Genomic DNA, 19,356 nt, shown 5'->3' on the forward strand with positions numbered 1-19,356 from the left:
CAAGATATGAACCTACAAATCCGCTATAGAGCATGAAATCCCTTACCGGATTATGGTCCACCTTGTTTTCTTTATCACCGTTGCTGTCTTTTTCATTTTCCTGATCATTGTTTACTTCAGAAGTTCTGATTTTATCTCCATTATAGCATGAAATCCCTTACCGGATTATAGTCCACATTGTTTTCTTTATCACTGTTGCTGTCTTTTTCATTTTCCTGAGCATTGTTTACTTCAGAAGTTCTGATTTTATCTCCGTTGTCTGCAACTCCATATGTATCCGTGTCTATATCAACAAACACTGTCCCTTCAGATAATCCGATTGGTGCACCAAATATGCTTGTGACCTTTGGTTTGTATCCAAAAATTCCCTCACTTATCTGTCTCCATGTTGTGACATTTAATATTCCCTCAAGCATACTGTCTGCCATATCAAGCTGTGCAAAGTATGTTGTGCCTATTCCTGAAAGTGTTTCCCCCATTGCCCTGTCATTGCTTTCTTTTCCTGATTCAAGTTTTTCCTTTAAACTGAGCAGTTCGGTCTTTGCATCGCTTAAATCAGCTTCGCTTATTTTTCCATAATCAAATGAAACCGCATAACTTCCACCTGCAACAAGAGGATTGTCAACTGATACTGTTTCACATCCTGCTTCATATATATCCATTCCAAATATTGTATATGTTCCGGGACGTACTGCATTCCCCTTTGCAACACATTCTCCGTCTGCCATTATGCATGGAATAACCTTAATGAGATATGCAGGTGTGCTATATATATCGCCATACTTTTCTATTATCTTCTCATCTTCATCTGTTTCCAGAATATATTCAATCCAGACATTTTTTCCATATAATGATGCTGCTTCAAATGTTACTTCTTTATCCGAATCTCCAATTGCGTATGTACCGTAAAACGGTGTTGTAAGTTTAAATGTTATCTTTGCCTTCGCCTTTTCAGGTGCCCTGTCAAATACGGCATTTTCCTTTATTACTTCATATGGAAGTACGGACGGAAGTAAGCTAAGAGTGTCTTCCTTTATTTTTCTTTTGCTAAAAATTGTGTCAGTTTCAATACTTTCTTCATTTGCGTATTCAGTTATCCTATCCTGAATGCTTTCAAGATTTTCACTAAACCCTGTCGCGTTTTCATTTTTTAATTCTTCACTAAGTTTTTTTATTTCCTCATTAAAATCACTGTCATAGTTTAACTTTTCCTGCTTTTCGTATTTTTTATATGAGGCATCCATTGGAATCCATTCTTTTGCGCCGGCTACTTTTCCACTTCCCCTGTAACTGTCATATGGTATGTACGCTTCTACCCATACATGTTCAATTCTTACGGCTGTTATCTTTCCATCAGTCTTTACTACCGTTGTCGGAATCCCAAGCATAGATAAAATATCAACTGCGCCCTGTTCATTGTCTGCACCCGTAAGATTAATTGCCTCTTTTATTTCAATCTGTACTGTTCCTACTACATATCTCGCTTCAAATCCTCTGTATTTCAACATTGCTATTAGAAGCGATGCCGTATCATAATCATTTCCCACCTTACATGTAAATGTACCTGTAGCACCATATCTTAAACCGTAATAAGGCTTAAAATCTACTGTATCTTTTACATATTTATATATTTCATACGGAGTATTTAGCGTATCGGCTATCTTTTTAGCCTCATCACTTAAAATTAATGCTTCATCCTGTGTGCTCTCTCCATCACACTCTCCGTTTTCTATTTTCTTTAACAAAGATGTCGTGTACAAACTGCTATCCGGTGTCTGTTTTCCTACACTCTCACTTACATCATAACTTTTAGAGGTCTGATGTGGTTTATCGGGCACTTTTGTTTCTATGTCTTCATTTTCCGTTATCTTTCTGACTTCATCTGTAAGATTAGCGTATTCATTATCTAGTTCTTTGTTGCTTACATCTTTTTTGTCACAAAGTTTTATCACTCTGTTTATGTCATTTTCTGTATCTGCAAAGTCTTTGCTAACTTCTTTGCTGCTTTCTTCTACTCTCTTTAATACTGTTTTAAGATTTTCTTCTTTAGCATATTTTTGTGCCTTGTTCATTTCATCTGTAACAGATTTTTTAAGTTCCGACACATATTCAAGAATATTTTTAAGACTTTCTGCGGTTTCTTTTTTTGATTTTACTTTATTTACACTTTCAGACATATATGTTTTTAACTTCTCAGCATTTTTTGCAGATTGTGTTTTAACTTCTGCTTCACTTAACTGATACGCTTCATTTATGTCTGAACTTTTAGTGGTATTCTGCTTTATTCCCGGTACATACATTGACACTGTCACCATTGCCACTATCAGAATAAAACTTAAAACCCTGTTAAATTTTTTCTCTTTATACATTTTTTAACCCCTATTGTTCTTCTTTTTCCTTTTTTCCTGCCATAAATATAATGACTATAATTGAAATGAACTGAATAATCATCAATGCTGCAATTGTTTTTCTTGTTTCAAAATCACCGGTTTTTACGGGTGAGCCTGATTTTATTTCTTTGTTGTTTTGATTATTTTCATCCACGTTGTATGTTTTTATGCCATCACTATTTTTCTTAATGCTGTCATTCTTACCATACTCTTTTTTATGTTTCCCACTTATATTGGCATTCTTCTCATGCTTTTCCTTTGTTGAGGCAGAATTCTTTTCTGACTTTTCCGACCTGCCTTTAACATTTGAATTTCCATCTTTTTTCACGGCTTTTTGTGTTGTAATTTCATTGCCCGGTTTTTCACCGCTATTATCTTTTGTTACGGATTCACTAATACTGTTGTCGTGATTTTCCATATTTTTCTTTTTCGCAAATACTGCTTTTACCGTTACATCATTACCCGGCATTGTAAACATTGTAGATTTATCATACCTGTCGGAGAATGCTCCATAGTCACACTCCCATCCTGCAAATATATATCCATCGTCTGCTTTTGCCTTAAGGCTTATGGTTTGTCCTTCCTTATAAGTTTCCATAAACTTTGAAACAACACTTCCACCGTCGCTACACTGAATTTTAAAATTATAAGCATGGTCTGTAAGTTTAAATCCTGCCTCATCCATCAGAATTACTTCATCATCTGTCACAAACTGATATATGATTAAGAAATTTCCTTCTCCAAGTAATGAAGTGTCTGTATCTATGGTTTCAGTAATTTTCTCTCCCTGTCCGATTTCTACTTCCTTATTTTCCAATTCAGTTACATTTTTGTTCTTTATGTTTATTGCACTTATTTTTAAAATGCCGTTTTCCTTTTCCTGTCCTTTATTTTCGATTACATAAGAAATTTTTGCAGTATCTCCTGTTTCCATATCCGTGTTGTCCACACTTACATTTCCCTTAATGGCTTTTCCCTGCTCGTCACTTTCCTTTGGGATAACATTTTTGGCATATATTCCCTTTTTATCTACTGCTTCTTCTGTACTCTGTTTTGTCTCAGGTTCCGTTTCAACGATTTCAGTTGTTATTTTTCGTTTTACGGTTAAGGGATCAAGTTTAAGTTCAACTTTTTCATCATTTTCATTTGTATATGAAAGTGTTATCTCATCCATGAGATTAATTATTTCGTCATCCGCAATTCCTGTTACGGGTACTTTCATCTCCATGTTGTTATCCTGACCCACGCTTAAGTAGCCCTGCTTAAATAATAGTGTATTTGTGCCATCATCATTTTTTATTATTTCATCAGGGGCATTACTGAATTCAATGTCATCAGGATTTATGTCTTTATTTAATTTCATCTTAAGTTCTATGTTTTTACCCGCAACCATGAATATGTCGTTTGCAAGTTTTGCCACGCATTCTGCTATTTCATCATTTGTCGGTGCAGATAATGCCACACCGTCTGATATGTCGGCAATGTACTGCATTGTCTTTTTTGCCTCCACCCTGCTTTCTTCCGATGCATTTGCTTCAAGAAACACTGAATATATGGTTATGTTCAAGTCCTTAAGTTCTTTAACATTTATTTCAGGAGAATCTCCCCATCTTTCTCCATCTGAAAACAGATATATTACCTTATCTCTGTATTCGGAATTTTTTAAATCATTTATTGAGTTGTTTATTGAACTGTATATAGGTGTTCCTCCCCATAGCCATACGCCTCTGCTCAGCACTTCATTCAGATACTCTTTATCATTTGAAAATCCCGTTTCCGCATTTCCCCGGTTAACATATCTTATCAGTGCCCTGTCTTCCGGTTGCATATAGTTTACAATTATCTTTGCTCCCTCTTCTGCATTTTTCCAATCCTCTGTTCTCATGCTTCCGGAATTATCCAATATGATAACTATATCCATCGGTCTTCTTTTTATATTTTCCGAAAGACCAATTCCCTGCATATCAAACTTAACATTTACATATTTATCATCGTCAGTTATTTCATCTTTATCAGCCTCGTATTTTATGTCAATCCTGTTTTCATTTTCCTCATCAAAAACTTTTATCAGTGCCCTGTCGGTTTTAATAACAGTATTTTTATTCTTATACCTTACTGTTACTGTATATAAATCATCCGTGTCTGCCTGTGACATGAATGAAAAATCATTGCATTCAATGTATTTTGTATTTGCGTCTGCATCAATGTTGCGATTGTCTTCATAAACATTTTCGCCATTCTGATTTTCAACATTTATGTTTATGTCTATGTCGGTATTCGTGTTTATTCCTGTTTCTGCCCTCAACTTAAACTTTATTTCTTTTTTTGTGTTAACAGATACTGACTTTGGTGAATAATTAAGAACTGATTTAAATATTTTAATTCCTTCACTGATTTCTACCTGTTTTCTTTTTATTGCCAAAACCTGTCCGCTTTCTTTATCTGTAACCATTGTAACAATGTAATATTCACCCGGTTCCATGTTTTTCGTATTAATTACATATCCGTCGTCAGTTTCTGTTCCTTTTACATAAGCTGTGCTTTCGTTTCCCATACACACAGACACTTCATGTTTTTCATCATTTATCCCAATTATTTCCGGAACAACTTTTATATCTGTGTATGCGGTTATGTTTTCATCTGAATTTATTGCTATACCTGTTATTTGGGGACCCGATATAACTGATTCATCCCTGACAAATGTAAGATATTCATCTATTGCGTAAACAAACATTGCTGTTAAACATTCATCTTGATTGAGACTTCCATCCTGTTTTATTTCTTTTCCTGCTTTTTCAATCCTCTGTAATGTTCTATTTGCATCAATCTCTGTCAGCGCAATTGTAATCATTAATAAATTCATTAATGATTCTTCATCATTTCCGATTATTTCATTTTCCTTTGAAACAAGATACTCATTTGCTCTGTTAAGGGCAAGCTTTTCACTTTCTTTTCCACCATTTTCGCTGATGTATTTTTTTAATATAAAAGCTGCATATGCAGTTATGTATACTCCACCATCTTTTTTGCCGGTGTATGAAAAACTGCCATCTTCTTTCTGGTTTGACAAAACAAATAAAACAGCCTTTTCCATTGACTTTTTATTCATCAATTCGCTGCTTAGCATTGCTTCAAGTGCAAGAAGTGTATCAAATATGTCACCTTTGTATTCATCGCTTACACTGAAACTTCCGTCATTGTTTTGCATTTTAATTATTTCTTTTATTTTATCTTCTGTTGTTATTTCATTAATGGAATTTTTTCTATATAGATCGTCATTGTTATTTTCATACGCCGTATCAAGATATTTTACGGCTTTCTCTCTGACATCCCCTGAAAGATTTTGTTTTCCTGTATATTTTAATACTTCTGCTGTATTATATATACCTAAACTCTTCCCCCATGAGCCATCCTCATTCTGACTGTCTTCAATCCATTTCACTGCCTCTTTCTTTAGTGCAATTACATTTTCGTTGGAATAAACATCTTTTGTAAAGTACAGTAATGTAGCCTCCAACAACATTACACAAGCAAGCAGACAGGAAATCCCCTTTAGTAACCTGCTTTTCATTGTAAAACCTCCCATATTTAATTTATCTTACGTTTTGAAACGTTTTTAACAGCTCTCACTTTATCAGTTTAGTGAGTGAAAGTCAATAGTTTCGTCGCATTTTGTTGAGTTTTTTATAAGTTTTATACTTTATTTTTTCAAATAAAAAGCCATTACCAAGAACATTTTGTGCTAATCATCCTTAATAATGGCTTTACTTAATTATTTGTTTTTATACTTTTTAACAGCAGAATATTTTCCATAAATTTTATTTCCGGCAACTATTTTGTACGCTCTTACCTTAACATAAATAATTTTATTTCTATATTTGCGTCTAATATATTTATTTTTATTTTTTCTTATTGTCTTTACAACTTTAAATTTGCCTTTCTTTCTAACTTTTACAGAAACCTGATATCCGTTTGCACCACTTACTTTTTTCCAACTTAGGCGAATCTTCTTAAGGCTTTTCTTCTTTACTTTAAGTTTTTTAGCTTTACCAGGTGCCTGATATTTTTCATCATTACCCAATCCACCTGTACTAAAACCTTCTTTATTCGCAGTTGTTGTCACATCTGAATGCTTATTTTCTTTTGTAGACTGATTTTCTTTAATTTCGTCTTTTGTTGTAACTTGTACCTGCTCTGTGGTAGATTCATTCAACTTGTCAGTTGTTGTTTGTTCTTTACTTACTGTCTCTTCCTGTTTTTTAGTTGTTGTCTCTTCTTTTGTTGTAGTTTCACTCTGTTTTGCTGTAGTTGCTTCAGGCTTTGTTATTTCCTGTGAATCATCTTTATTTGGATTTTCTCCATCTCCGCTCTTTCCACCTGCATAAACTGAATTTGCCGGTACATCAACATATGTCTTATCTGAGAAATATGTTCTTTGTGTCTTATCTGTGTGATTTTCTACAACGTAAGTCTTAACTCCATTTTTCTCTAATACAACTGAAAATGGAGTACTTCCTGTTATATCAAAATTCTGGTTTCCATATTCTTTCAAACTTGTAATGTAAGCTAATGTATGTGCTCTTGATTCACCATTTTCAACTTTTCCGCTATCACTTAAATCAACTTTTGCAAGTGCTGCATCCGGGTCATAGTATGCATAGTATTCAGCAACCACGTCCTGATTTGTCTTAGGATCAGTAAGCATATCTTTTTTTCCGTAATTTGCACAAATCTGTTCCTTATTATTTACAAAATGAGTCCACTGCTTACTGTTTTCTCCTATGCTGTCAACTACCGCCTTAACTTTATCTTTGTATTTTCCCATATAAAGTGTTGCCCCTGATATTGGAAGCATTGTAATTGTAGTAACTTCTATTGGATTTTCTGTCCACCATGCTGTATGATCATATCTTCCGCCAAACAATCTTGTTACTGTCTGGATATTATAATTATTACTATCTTTATATTCTTTAGTAAAAATCTCATTATGTACATCATAGTAATAGTCTTCAATTGCTGCTATTTCTGTTGTGTACATGTAGATTCCAAGGTCTCTGATTCTTTCATCGCCAACAGCTTCTCCCCAAAGAATAAGCGAAGACCACGCGTTAACTGATTCCGATGATGATTCCTGGTTGTTACCACCTGAAAGTCCACCTTTTTTATCTACCATTTCACCATTTTCATCAAATTCATAGTTTGCAACTCCTGATGCCCATGAATGTCCTTCATATATGTCAAAATTTCTTAAGAAAGGATACTTCGTCTCGCTGTTCCTGTTATAACTGCTTCCGTCTCTGTTTGCATTTGCAATGTCCCCTATCATTTCATAAACCATTCCGCCCCATTCTTTTGCCCACTGTGGGTCTTTCATTGCAACTGCTGCAGCTGCCTTTATCCAGTATCCGTAATGGAAATGATGGTCATTTACCTGCTTATCTGAATCATATGATGTAGGATAGCCGATGAGCGTTCCATACTCTTTATCATAATAAAAATAATCATCTACATACTGACCGTTTATATATGCCCGATATGGGTCAAACCAAAATTTCAGATAATCTTCAACACCTTCAACCATGTCATTTGTCATAGTCTTCATGTCGTTATCTTTAAACTGGTCTGCAAGCCATATTGCATCTGATAATGTGTTAAGATTTTTTCCTACCCAGTATGTATCATATCCGCCATACTGACCTTCTAAGAAGCAAATCCATTTTGGATTATCTTTTGATTTTCTATAAGAGTATAAATATCCTAACTGATCCTTTATTTTTCCTACTGTCTCTTCATCTTTTGTTACAGGAAGTGATGATAAAATTCCATTATACTGCATTGTTGTAGAATAGTTTGTTCCAACAACTGTTTTCATTGTTCCTCTAATCGTTTCATATGTATATCCTGTAAATTTACTGTTAGTATATCTCCACTGATGAGGATATAAAGCAATAATTGTGTCTCCACCGTTTGCTCCTGTTTCCATGTTCTTTGTAATTACATTATACTTTGTAACTACTTTTGAAGAATTTTTAAGATATTTCCACTCAACCTTTGTATCTGTAATAAAGTTAAACGCATATTTTTTATATAATTCAAATGCATTGTCACTTCCGTCAGGTAATATTGCAACTGACATGTAGTTTTTTCCTGCCGGCATTTTTGCAGTGAGTTTTCCATCCGCATTAACCCATGTTGTACCACTTGGTGCACTGATCAAGTAGTAATGTGTCTTTCCGTCTTTCCTGTTCTTAAGACTTACCCCTAAAATATTTGAAGATGTTGAATTTTTATATATCGCAAGATCTGTTCCACCTGCTCCCAATGAAATAGTTGGTTCTACATTTTTAAATGTATAGTAAGCATATGGTGTTCCTTTTCCGATTGTCGCCATTATGCTTGATGTTGAAGCATTGTTCTCCATCAATATATCGTATGTCCAGTCTGTAGTTTTATCAACTTTTGCATCCTTTGCACTAAAGTTATTGCCACCAACAACAAGTTCTACCGTATTATCTTCTAAAAGACTTTCTACTGTAGGTTCTCCATCTACATATGATGTACCACTAGTAACCGCCGGTGATGCCATCTGCATTCCATTACTTGCTGCGCGGTATGCAAGTGGATGTGCGTACAATGATTCTGAATATTTGTCAAATACAACTGAGCTCGCCCAATCATTTGTAGGTACTGTTCCAACTGTTTCTTTGTAATTATCTGTTAAATATGTTGTTCTTGTAGGTAAATTGTTTTTTCTATCTGTCCATGTTACTCCCCAGTCGTCTGTACCAACACCATAGACTTCTTTCTTATATCCGCCTTTGTCTACCATTACTGAACTGTTTTCAGCACTAAAGTCCATAGTTGCACCTTTAGTCGAATCAGACAAATAAGGCATACTTGTTACTGTAATTGTAGCAACGCATATTAATGCCATTACCTTACTTAATTTTTTTCTCATAACACTCTCCTGTCCTTCTACTGTTCCCTCATATCATAAATAGTTATACAAAATACTACTTTCCCGCTACCTTATTTTGACTTCCATACTATTTATAGTATAAATTTATATCCGGAAACAAGTACAAATATTTTATCCTAGTATCCTTTTTCTATTTTTACACATAAACATAAGTAAGTTTTCTTTATTTTTCTTTCTATTTCTTGACCTGTCAAATATACCGTGCTACTATTTAAAGTGGTTAAGCACAGGATATAAATCCAAAAAAAATTTATAAATATTGAAGAGGTAAACAAAATGACAAAAAGTTTTGACGATTTACTTGCAAAGGTTGCAGAATGCCCTATGAAAAAGGTTGCTGTTGCCTGTGCACAGGATGATGCAGTTTTAGAAGCAGTTAAGGCAGCAAAAGACAGAAATATTGCTGAAGCTATTTTAGTTGGTGATGAAGCAAAGATTCGTACAATTGCCAGTGTTTTAAAGATGAATGCAGATGAATTTGAAATCATCAATGTTGTTGATCCAATCGAAGCAGCAAGAACAGCTGTAAAATTAGTCCATGACGGAAAAGCTGATATGTACATGAAAGGTCTTATAGATACAAAATCATTCCTTAAGAGTGTATTAGATAAAGAAGTTGGTCTTAGAACTGACAAAACATTATCACATGTTTGCGTATTTGATGTTAAGGGTATTGATCATTTATTATTCTTATCAGATGTTGCATTCGTTCCTTATCCTGACCTTGATACAAAGGCTCAGATTATTAAGAACACAGTTGAAATTGCTCATGCATGTGGAATTGAATGTCCTAAGGTAGCTCCTCTTGCAGCTGTTGAAGTTGTAAATCCTAAAATGCCATGTACAGTAGATGCTGAAGCACTTACTAAGATGAATGAAAATGGAGAAATCACAGGATGTATCGTTGACGGACCACTTTCACTTGATCTTGCCATCGAACCTGAAGCTGCATTCCACAAAGGAACAACTAACAGAAAAATTGTTGGTGATGCTGATGTATTATTATTCCCTGATATTCAGGCAGGTAACATCACATATAAATGTTTAGTTCATACAGCAGATGTTAAAAATGGCAACATATTAACAGGTACAAAGGCCCCTGTTATTTTAACATCACGTTCTGATGAATTTGAAGTTAAAGTAAATTCAATCGCATTAGCAGCTGTAGTTGCTGAAGCAATGTAATAATTTGGAGGTATTAAAATGTCATACAAAATATTGATTATCAACCCGGGTTCTACTTCTACTAAAATTGGTGTTTACGAAGATGAAACACAGCTTATGGAAGAAACTTTAAGACATTCAACTGAAGAAATTGCGCAGTACGCAACAATTTATGATCAGAAGGACTTCCGTAAAGAAGTTATTTTAAAAGTCTTAGAAGAAAAGAATGTTGACCTTTCAACTATTGATGTTGTTGTAGGTCGTGGTGGTTTATTAAAGCCAATTCCAGGTGGTACATATGCTACTACTCCTGAATTACTTGAAGATTTAAAGATTGGTAAGCAGGGACAGCATGCATCAAACCTTGGTGGTATTCTTGCTCATGAAATTGCAGCACAGATTAACGTTCCATCATATATCGTTGATCCTGTTGTAGTTGATGAATTAGCTGATGTTGCAAGATTATCAGGACATCCATTATTCCCTAGAATTTCAATCTTCCATGCATTAAACCAGAAAGCTGTTGCTAAGAGATATGCAAAAGAAGTTGGTAAGAAATACGAAGATTTAAATTTAATCGTTGTTCATATGGGTGGCGGAGTATCAGTTGGTGCTCATAAGAATGGTAAAGTTGTTGATGTTGCAAATGCATTAGATGGTGACGGCCCATTCTCACCTGAACGTTCAGGCGGACTTCCTTCAGGTTCATTAATGAAGGCTTGCTTTAGTGGAAAATACACTCAGGCAGAAGTTGGAAAGATGATTAATGGTAATGGTGGTTTCAACGCTTATGTCGGTTCAAATGACATGAGAGATTTAATGAAAATGATTGCAGAAGGTAACGAAACAGCAAAGGCTGTAGTTGATGCATTCCATTATCAGTTATGCAAAGAAATCGGTGCTATGTCTGTAGTTCTTGGTGGAAAAGTTGATCAGATTATCTTAACAGGCGGTATTGCTTACAACGCTAAAACTCAGGAAGATATGAAGGCTGCTGTTGAATGGATTGCTCCTGTTACAATTTATCCTGGTGAAGATGAGTTACTTGCTCTTGCTCAGGGTGCATTAAGAGTTGTTACAGGTGAAGAAGAAGCTATGGTTTACTAATTATTTACTTTAAAATTGCTTTATACGGAGGTAGTTATGAAGCGTAAATTATACAAATCATCAAAAAATAAAAAGCTTGCCGGAGTATGTGGAGGACTTGCTGAATATCTTAATATTGACGTTACAGTTGTACGTCTTATATGGGCTATTCTCTCACTCTTCTATGGCTCAGGTATAATAATTTATATTATATGTGCTTTAGTAATTCCAGATGATAATATCATCGATATGTAGAATGAAAAAGTAATAAATTCAAAACTCTCCTACATTATGAGTTCATTTTGTAGGAGAGTTTTTTGGTTGTTTGTCAAATATGTGGGTAGCCCAAAATTATAACCAGTTTTTAAACATTATTCTTCGCTTGTATTTTCTTCTGAAACATCTAAATACATATCAACGTATTTTCTGGCATTTTCAGGTAATGAATTATAATATGTTATTGAATTCTTTATAGCTGTTGCAACATAATTTATTGTTCTTCCAACTACATCAATCTCATTTCCATTCTTATCAGTTGTAGTTGAATATACTGTTACGCTGCTGTTACCATTATCTGAATTATAATAAGTATAATTTATAGTAGCATAAGCTTTTGCAATAAATTCTCTCTTATAATTTGATTTAGCAATCTTTATAATTGAACCACAGTAATTTCCGACATCATCAGTATAATCCTTATTCTTATTAGCATCATACCAGCCTGTATTTACAATGTTAATCTTAGTATATTTACTATCTAGTTCAATTTTCTCACCGTTATCATTATACAAGTCTCTTGTACTTATAAGAGTTCCTGTTGTAACAAGTTTTCCTATACCATCTGCGTTCTGTTCAAGAAGTCCATCATTATCTGTTGTAACTTTTGCCTGGAATCTTAAACCTGACGGTTCCGAAAATCTCATGCTTGCTCCATTTAACAAATTAACTGTCATATTAATTGTTTCAAATTTAGCATCTTTTGTTACAAGATATGTAGCTCCGGGTGCTGCTGTCTCATCATTTTCAACATCATAATATCCAAGTTTATTTGTACCCTCAGAATTTACATCAGGTAAGGTAATTGTTTCTCCATTCTTTACTTTTTTAACATTTCCATCAATTGTTACTTTGTAGAATCCTTTATCAAATACAGCTACTTCAGATATCTGATATCCCCAACCTGTAGCTCCTTCAAGTAAATTAAATCTAACATATCTTACCTTACTATGACTATATAATGACATATCCAACTTATTTTCAAAATAATTTTTAAATTCACTATTTTCAATAGTTGCCACCTGTTCAAAGTTTTTGCCATCTTCTGAAAATTCTACAGTGTATTTTTTACCATAAGTATCTCCATTTTTGAATGCTAAAAGTACTCCGTCTATCTGGTCTTTTTTGTAATCTTTTCCTAAATCAAGATTTATAACAGCTGTTTTTTCGCCCCATACCGATTCAACTACCTTATCCAATGCCTGTGATATTTCTCCATCTGTTAAGACACTTGTATCCTGACTTCCCTCTCCTGAATAAACTGAATCTAATGAAATACTACAACCTTTTGCAATATTTCTTTTTGTATTTAAACGTTTATACAAAGTTCCATCATCAATTGATATTGTTCTTGAAATTCCTTCTTTTGAAGCAATGTAGTCATTATCCTTAAATTTACAATATGAGTGCACTTCAACTACATGTTCTCCATCTGTTATTCCATCTAATGTATACGTTCCTGCTTTTACAGGTTCTCCCATACGTACTCCATCAATCCAAATTGCGTATGTGTAATCTTCCTGTCCTTCTGCCGGTGTAATAGTATATGTAATCTGAGAAAAATCTTGTGTTGTTACTGCGAAATCTGTCGGAGGAGTACATGTACCAAATTCAACTTCTTTAGCATTCTGTTCTGTACTAAAGACCGCAACTTCTTTCATCTGGAATCCCCAGTCTTTATGTCCCTTCATATAGAACTTAACATATCTTACACTAGACATTTCACTTGTATTTACATTTGTGTCAAATGTAAATAATCCTTCTTTTGAATCACTATACTTAAGCGCAGTATTTTCATATGCTGTTACATAATCAACGCCATTATTTGAGAACTGAACTGACATATTCTCAGCTGCAGTATTTTCAGCACTAAATTTAATTGCGACCTTATTTAATGCTTCTATTGTATAATTCTTTCCTAAATCAACAAGAACATATTCATATGTTCTTGTTTTATCCCAGTCTGTTTCATATGATATATTATCTGTAAGGACTCCATTTGTAAGGATATCTGTTGTCTGACTTCCCTCTTTAGTATATAGAGAAGATACTTCAACATTCTTATGTAAAGCGAGGTTAAAGTTTTCATCTACAAGCATTTCTTCTGTTGTAACATCTCTTACAGTTATTGTACATTCTGCAAATACTTTTCCTGCTTTGGCTGTTATTTTTGTAGTTCCTACTGCATTTGCAGTTACTTTTCCTTTATCATCTACAGAAGCAATGTTATCATTCTCTGAAGTCCATGTAAGAGCTTTACTATCAGTAGTATTTTCAGGCTCTATCTCTGCTTCTAATGAAACCTGCTCTTTTTTCTTAAGTGTTACTTCTGTTTCAGATAAAGTTATCTTTGTAATTGGAATTGGTTCAACTACAGTAACCTTACATGTTTTTGTTTTACCATTTTCAATTGATGCAATTATTTCTACATCACCTACAGAAACACCTTTTACAAGTCCATCTTTATCTACAGTTGCAATTTTACTATCAGATGATTCCCATGTTATCTTTTCATCGCTTAATCCATTCAACTGTAATTGTCCATCTCTTGGAATTGACGCTTCTTTCTTATTAATTCCTAAAGTTCCCTTTATAATTACTTCTGCTTCTGCTGCATCAGATAAAGTCATTCCTTTTCTGTAAGTTACAGCTTTAACGTAAGAAGATTCACTTATTGTAATAGGTTCAATATATGTCTCAGAATCTTCTGTTGGCTCACTTCCATCTAATGTATACTTGATTTCTGCACCCTTTACATCTGTTTCAATAGTAACCTGTTGTGCATCATCATATGTTCCACTTGAAATTGACAATGTCGGCTTGTTAGTCTGACGTGCACCATAAACTTCAAATTCATAGATTGAACATCCATAAGTTGTTGCTCTTGATGTTGTCTGTATTCTTACATATCTTGCATTTGTTGCTTCAAATGTCGTTGTTATATAACCTGTTCCACCATTTTCATTTGCAACCATATTCCATATTTTTCCATCAACAGAAGTCTGTACTTTATATGTTGCTGCATAAGCGGCTTCCCATTTTGCTTTTACTGTATTAACAACTTTTACTCTCCCTAAATCAACCTGAATCCACTCATTTGTATCATCTGCCTTTGCCTGCCATCTTGTTCCTTCATCGCCATCAACTGCATTTACCGCTTTATTACCACCATCTTCTGTACTTGCAGTAACAGTTTTGTTTAATGCAACATTTTCATCACTCTGTATTGTTTCACCTTTGATTTTAAATGTTGCTGCTGCATACGATGAATTAATACAATTTTCCTTTACTGTAACAGCTTTTAAAGTTGTATCACTTGATACAAGTATTTTATCACCTTTTGTATACTTGGTAGACTCATTAGTTGGTGCCTTACCATCTGTTGTATAGTAAATAGTTGCATCTTCATCTGCGCACTCTAACTCTACTAACTGTGTATCATCAAATTCTTTTGTTCCTGAAATATTTTCAGTAACATCCTTAGATGCTAATGATGTAGCTTTAATAGTAGGTGCTGACATCTGCTTATAACTAAATCCTTCACCTTTAATTTCAAAACTTATAAGTGAATTAGCTCCCACTTCAACAGTTCCTACTTCTTTTCCTTTATTATCCCTTACAGATGCTGTTTTTCTTTCTCCTGTAGGATTATAAACTTCAGCAGTGTATTTCTTTTCACTGTCTTTATAATATACTGTTCCGGCTATTCCTATTCCTGTAATCTTGTAATCTGAACTTCTTACACCGATTTCCTTAAGCGCATTAATATACCAATATGTTAATGCATTATCTGTTTTCTGTACTTTAGTATCATTCTTTAAGAATTTATCAATTGCTAAAGTTGGATTTGTAAGAGCCAGATATGGCCATGTAATATGCTGCCAACCTGTATCAGCTCTTGTATAATCATTTTTAATTTTTTCAATTTCTTCTTCAGATTTACCTTCTGCTTTAGCATCTATTGCTGCATATTCAATTGCCTTATCAGTGTCATCTAACAATCCCTGATATATTTGTGCACATCTTGTCTGGTTTGTTCCATAGTATGTTAGATATTCAGAAATTGGTAACCAATGAATACCATAACAATATAATGGCTGTCCGCCAAAGAAAGTTCCATAGAAGTTAATTGCTCCATAAACTTGAGCAACTACCTGATATGGATAATCTGAAACCCAATTACTATTAGTAACATTTCCATCAGTATCTGTTTTTCTATCATAGTCAAACCAATACTGCTTTACAGTTTCCATTTCATTTGTAAATCCAAATATTCCTGCATCCCTGTATGAATCCTGTTCCGTAAGTACTCCCCAAAGATACATTCCAATCCAGCTGAATAATGATTCTGATGCTGACTCCTGATTATTACCTGAATCATTATCTGCATATCCACCTGCCCATGAATGTCCTTCATACAAATCGTAATCTCTGAATCTGCAATATTCACTGTCTGCTGTAGGATTTGCATAATCTCTTATAAGAATCTCAATCATATCCTTATAATCATTGTAGAATTCTTTATCGTATGTAGCCAATACCGTTGCGCTAAATACAAAATATCCATATGTGAAATGATGGTCACAGATAGCTGCATTAGCACCAAATTCACTTTCCTTATAATAAATAGTTCCCCATGCTTCATTATAGACAAAATAACTTATGTCATTTTTTCCATCGTATGTAAACCAGTCTACTAATCTTGCTTTAAGTCTTTGAAGGAAAACCTCCTTCAATTCAATATCACCAATCTGGTCAGCCATTATTACACCCATTGCAAGTGGATGTAAATTCTTACCTTCCCAATAAGCATCTGCAGCAGGTGTAATATTCTTTGTTGAATTTTCCAAATCCTTAAGATATCTTGATACGGCTTCTGTATCAAAAGTAGCCTCTCCATTAGCATCCTTTTCTCCATTTGGCTTAGCAAATACAGCTATTAATCCTGAAAAATCAGATACTGTAGTAAATTCATTACTCTGAATGGCTTTCATATCTCCTCTTACTGATGGATATATTGCAAATTCACTTCCGTTCTTTGATGAATATTTCCACTGATGTGGCATCATACACATAAATGTTGTATCATTAAAACCTGTTCTTTTAACTTTTGTTGTTACTTTATAATCTGATGTCATTTTTGCATTGTCATCATCATATTTATATGTTACAGAAGTTTTATCAACAAATGCATAACCATGCTTGTAGAATTTTTCGATCTGACTCTTTGATGTCATTGTTCCAATTGACATGTAGCTATTTTTATTTGCAAATTCAACTTTAATATTATTTCCTACTTTTTTAAATACTGTTCCTTCTGGAACCGATAAACAATAATAACTTTTTGATGTTTTTGTTTTATCTTTATTATCATCATCAGTAATTTCAAGTCCAATATGGTCTGTTGTAACAGAACCACTTGCAAGTATTTCTTTTCCATTTCCATCAAATATAGATGTTATAGAAGACGATGATATTGTAAATGCTTCAGTATCACCAAATTCGTTATATATATATGGTGAGCCTTTTACAAACGTACTTGTCATAGCTACGTGATTATCATCTGCTAACTGTGCCGTAACTGAAAAATCACTATAACCGGCTACTTTATCACAAGCTGTATCTGTGTCTAAATTTTCCGGCAAAATATAAAAGTCAGGTGTTGTTTCTGAAATAACAGATAAATTTACAGCTGTAGCTGCATGATCCTGAAGCCATCCGTCTGTAGCTGTAAGAACACTTAATCCTTTTGTTGAAAATCTAACTTTAAAAGGCATTGTACAAATTGTATTGCCAAACTTCTTTATAAGCATTGACTGCCACCAGTCATTACTTTCTATAGGTGCCTTTACATTATCTGTCTTATAATACGGAACTTTTGCCTGTTCCAAATACATATCATTAGAAATATACGTTGCTTTACCTGCTGTCTTTGTCTTTGTCTTTGGTAATTCAGGTAAATTAATTGCAGGTTTTTCATCACCTTCTTTATATTTATATACTTCTAATTCTGAAATCCCTATTCCACTTCCCTTTTCAACTTTACTATACGCTAAGACACGAACATATCTTACATTCTGTGCATATACCTGTCTATTATCCGTAGAATTAGGTGTTCCTTTAACATTTCTATATATGCTTGTCCAATTTTTATCGTCATTTGATACCTGATAATCATATACTTTTCCTGCATCACCCGTCCATGTAACAGATATACGACCTATATCATAACTGTCACCTAAATCTACACTCAACCACTGATTAATATCATTTTTAGATGAGAATGATGTATTCATATCACCATCTACTGCATTCTTTCCAACTACTTTATCAAGTTCCTTTTGTAATAAATTTCCTTCTTTATCATACATCCACCATTCATCTTTTAGGCCTGATGTTTTTGTTTCTTTATTAAGTGCGATGTTTTCTCCGTAATTTACTGGTCTTTTTACAACACCATCTGTTCCATATACCTGAAATTCAAACATTGAAACTCCATAGTTAGTTGCTCTCTCTGTACAAAGCATCTTTACATATCTTGCAGATGTTGCACTCATATCTTCTTTATTAATAGTCTGTTTAAGATTTGCTGAAGAATCAACCTCTACTCCATTGTTTCCTTTATTTCCAATAGACACATCAATTTCGCATGTTCCTGATCCAAGTTCTTTTCCATCATCTTTAGATAATGCCGTAACCTTTATTGTATGCTTTCCCTCATCAAGTTTTATTTGTCCTCCTGCAACTCCATGTCCTGTGAATTTGTAATTATCAGGAGCTGAGGCAATTTCATCATTCTCTGTTACTCTGTATACTGCATTATCCACACTAGTCCAATTAGCTGCTGCATAAAAGCACTTATTATTATCATCATACTTAATTTCATATGACACTGCCATATTTACAAATGCACCCGGCTTAGTACCTTTTTCATATACAGTTGTCCAGTTTTCTTCATCATCTGATAACTGTATTTCATACCTTTTAGCATACGCAGCTTCCCACTGAATATAAATATGGTCAATATCCGTTTTCTTTCCTAAATCAACATAAAACCATTCATCTTTATCACTCTGTGCTGCCTGCCATCTTGTAGTTATGTCATCATCAACTGCTTTTTCAGGTCCACTTCCATCACCATTCTGTGAGCTTGCATAAACTGGTCTCCCCTTTGAAATTACATAAGGAGTATCATCGCTTTCTGCAGCTTTAATACTAAATAGTTGTGTCTGTGGACACAATGTAAAAACCATTGCTGCTGAAAGTATTAATGATACTCCCCTCTTAAGTAACCTATTCATCATTTCCCTTACCTCTTCCTAATTTTATTAATTTCCTTCTAATTAATATTATAATTCATATTTAAAATCAAAAAAACTAAAAAAACTTTTTTATATTTTTTTTGTCATTATTGTATGTTTTATACTATATTTTTTCTTGTTTTCATTAACATTTCATATT

The 19,356-nt window shown here is 33.9% G+C and carries 7 protein-coding genes; 3 read left to right on the forward strand and 4 right to left on the reverse strand.

The window, feature by feature from the left end; translation table 11 throughout:
- Positions 1-140: 140 nt before the first annotated feature.
- The 3 genes from ABMA45_RS01745 to ABMA45_RS01755 form a co-directional block, all read right to left on the reverse strand.
- A complete protein-coding gene (locus ABMA45_RS01745) occupies positions 141-2,369 on the reverse strand; it encodes a transglutaminase-like domain-containing protein (RefSeq protein ID WP_022088160.1) in 2,229 nt (742 codons plus the stop codon).
- A gap of 10 nt (positions 2,370-2,379) precedes the next feature.
- Positions 2,380-5,961 (reverse strand): InlB B-repeat-containing protein, encoded by a 3,582-nt coding sequence (locus ABMA45_RS01750; RefSeq protein ID WP_022088161.1) that lies wholly within the window; start codon positions 5,959-5,961, stop codon positions 2,380-2,382.
- Between the two features lie 201 nt (positions 5,962-6,162).
- The gene (locus ABMA45_RS01755; protein WP_022088162.1) at positions 6,163-9,348 is read right to left on the reverse strand and encodes a glycosyl hydrolase; all 3,186 of its coding nucleotides are present in this window, start codon (positions 9,346-9,348) and stop codon (positions 6,163-6,165) included.
- A gap of 297 nt (positions 9,349-9,645) precedes the next feature.
- Between ABMA45_RS01755 and ptb the strand changes: the two genes are divergently transcribed.
- The 3 genes from ptb to ABMA45_RS01770 are packed head-to-tail and all read left to right on the forward strand — an operon-like array spanning position 9,646 to position 11,874.
- Positions 9,646-10,554, forward strand: a complete 909-nt coding sequence (gene ptb / locus ABMA45_RS01760) for a phosphate butyryltransferase (RefSeq protein ID WP_022088163.1) — start codon at positions 9,646-9,648, stop codon at positions 10,552-10,554.
- 18 nt (positions 10,555-10,572) lie between these two features.
- Positions 10,573-11,640: a butyrate kinase gene (gene buk / locus ABMA45_RS01765; RefSeq protein WP_022088164.1), complete on the forward strand. Its 1,068-nt coding sequence runs from the start codon at positions 10,573-10,575 to the stop codon at positions 11,638-11,640.
- 36 nt (positions 11,641-11,676) lie between these two features.
- Complete coding sequence (locus ABMA45_RS01770) at positions 11,677-11,874, forward strand: PspC domain-containing protein (protein WP_022088165.1); 198 nt, start codon at positions 11,677-11,679, stop codon at positions 11,872-11,874.
- 116 nt (positions 11,875-11,990) lie between these two features.
- Here ABMA45_RS01770 and ABMA45_RS01775 read toward each other — a convergent pair whose 3' ends face one another.
- Positions 11,991-19,199, reverse strand: a complete 7,209-nt coding sequence (locus ABMA45_RS01775; protein WP_022088166.1) for a discoidin domain-containing protein — start codon at positions 19,197-19,199, stop codon at positions 11,991-11,993.
- Positions 19,200-19,356: the final 157 nt, after the last annotated feature.

The organism is Eubacterium sp. CAG:156 (genome assembly GCF_000434315.1).
GTDB lineage: Bacteria > Bacillota > Clostridia > Lachnospirales > Lachnospiraceae > Eubacterium_U > Eubacterium_U album.

What these genes read in the sequence shown, in the direction of transcription:
- ABMA45_RS01745 (WP_022088160.1), bottom strand. Translation starts at nt 2,369, where the DNA reads ATGTATAAAGAGAAAAAATTTAACAGGGTTTTAAGTTTTATTCTGATA.
- ABMA45_RS01750 (WP_022088161.1), bottom strand. Translation starts at nt 5,961, where the DNA reads ATGAAAAGCAGGTTACTAAAGGGGATTTCCTGTCTGCTTGCTTGTGTA.
- ABMA45_RS01755 (WP_022088162.1), bottom strand. Translation starts at nt 9,348, where the DNA reads ATGAGAAAAAAATTAAGTAAGGTAATGGCATTAATATGCGTTGCTACA.
- ptb (WP_022088163.1), top strand. Translation starts at nt 9,646, where the DNA reads ATGACAAAAAGTTTTGACGATTTACTTGCAAAGGTTGCAGAATGCCCT.
- buk (WP_022088164.1), top strand. Translation starts at nt 10,573, where the DNA reads ATGTCATACAAAATATTGATTATCAACCCGGGTTCTACTTCTACTAAA.
- ABMA45_RS01770 (WP_022088165.1), top strand. Translation starts at nt 11,677, where the DNA reads ATGAAGCGTAAATTATACAAATCATCAAAAAATAAAAAGCTTGCCGGA.
- ABMA45_RS01775 (WP_022088166.1), bottom strand. Translation starts at nt 19,199, where the DNA reads ATGATGAATAGGTTACTTAAGAGGGGAGTATCATTAATACTTTCAGCA.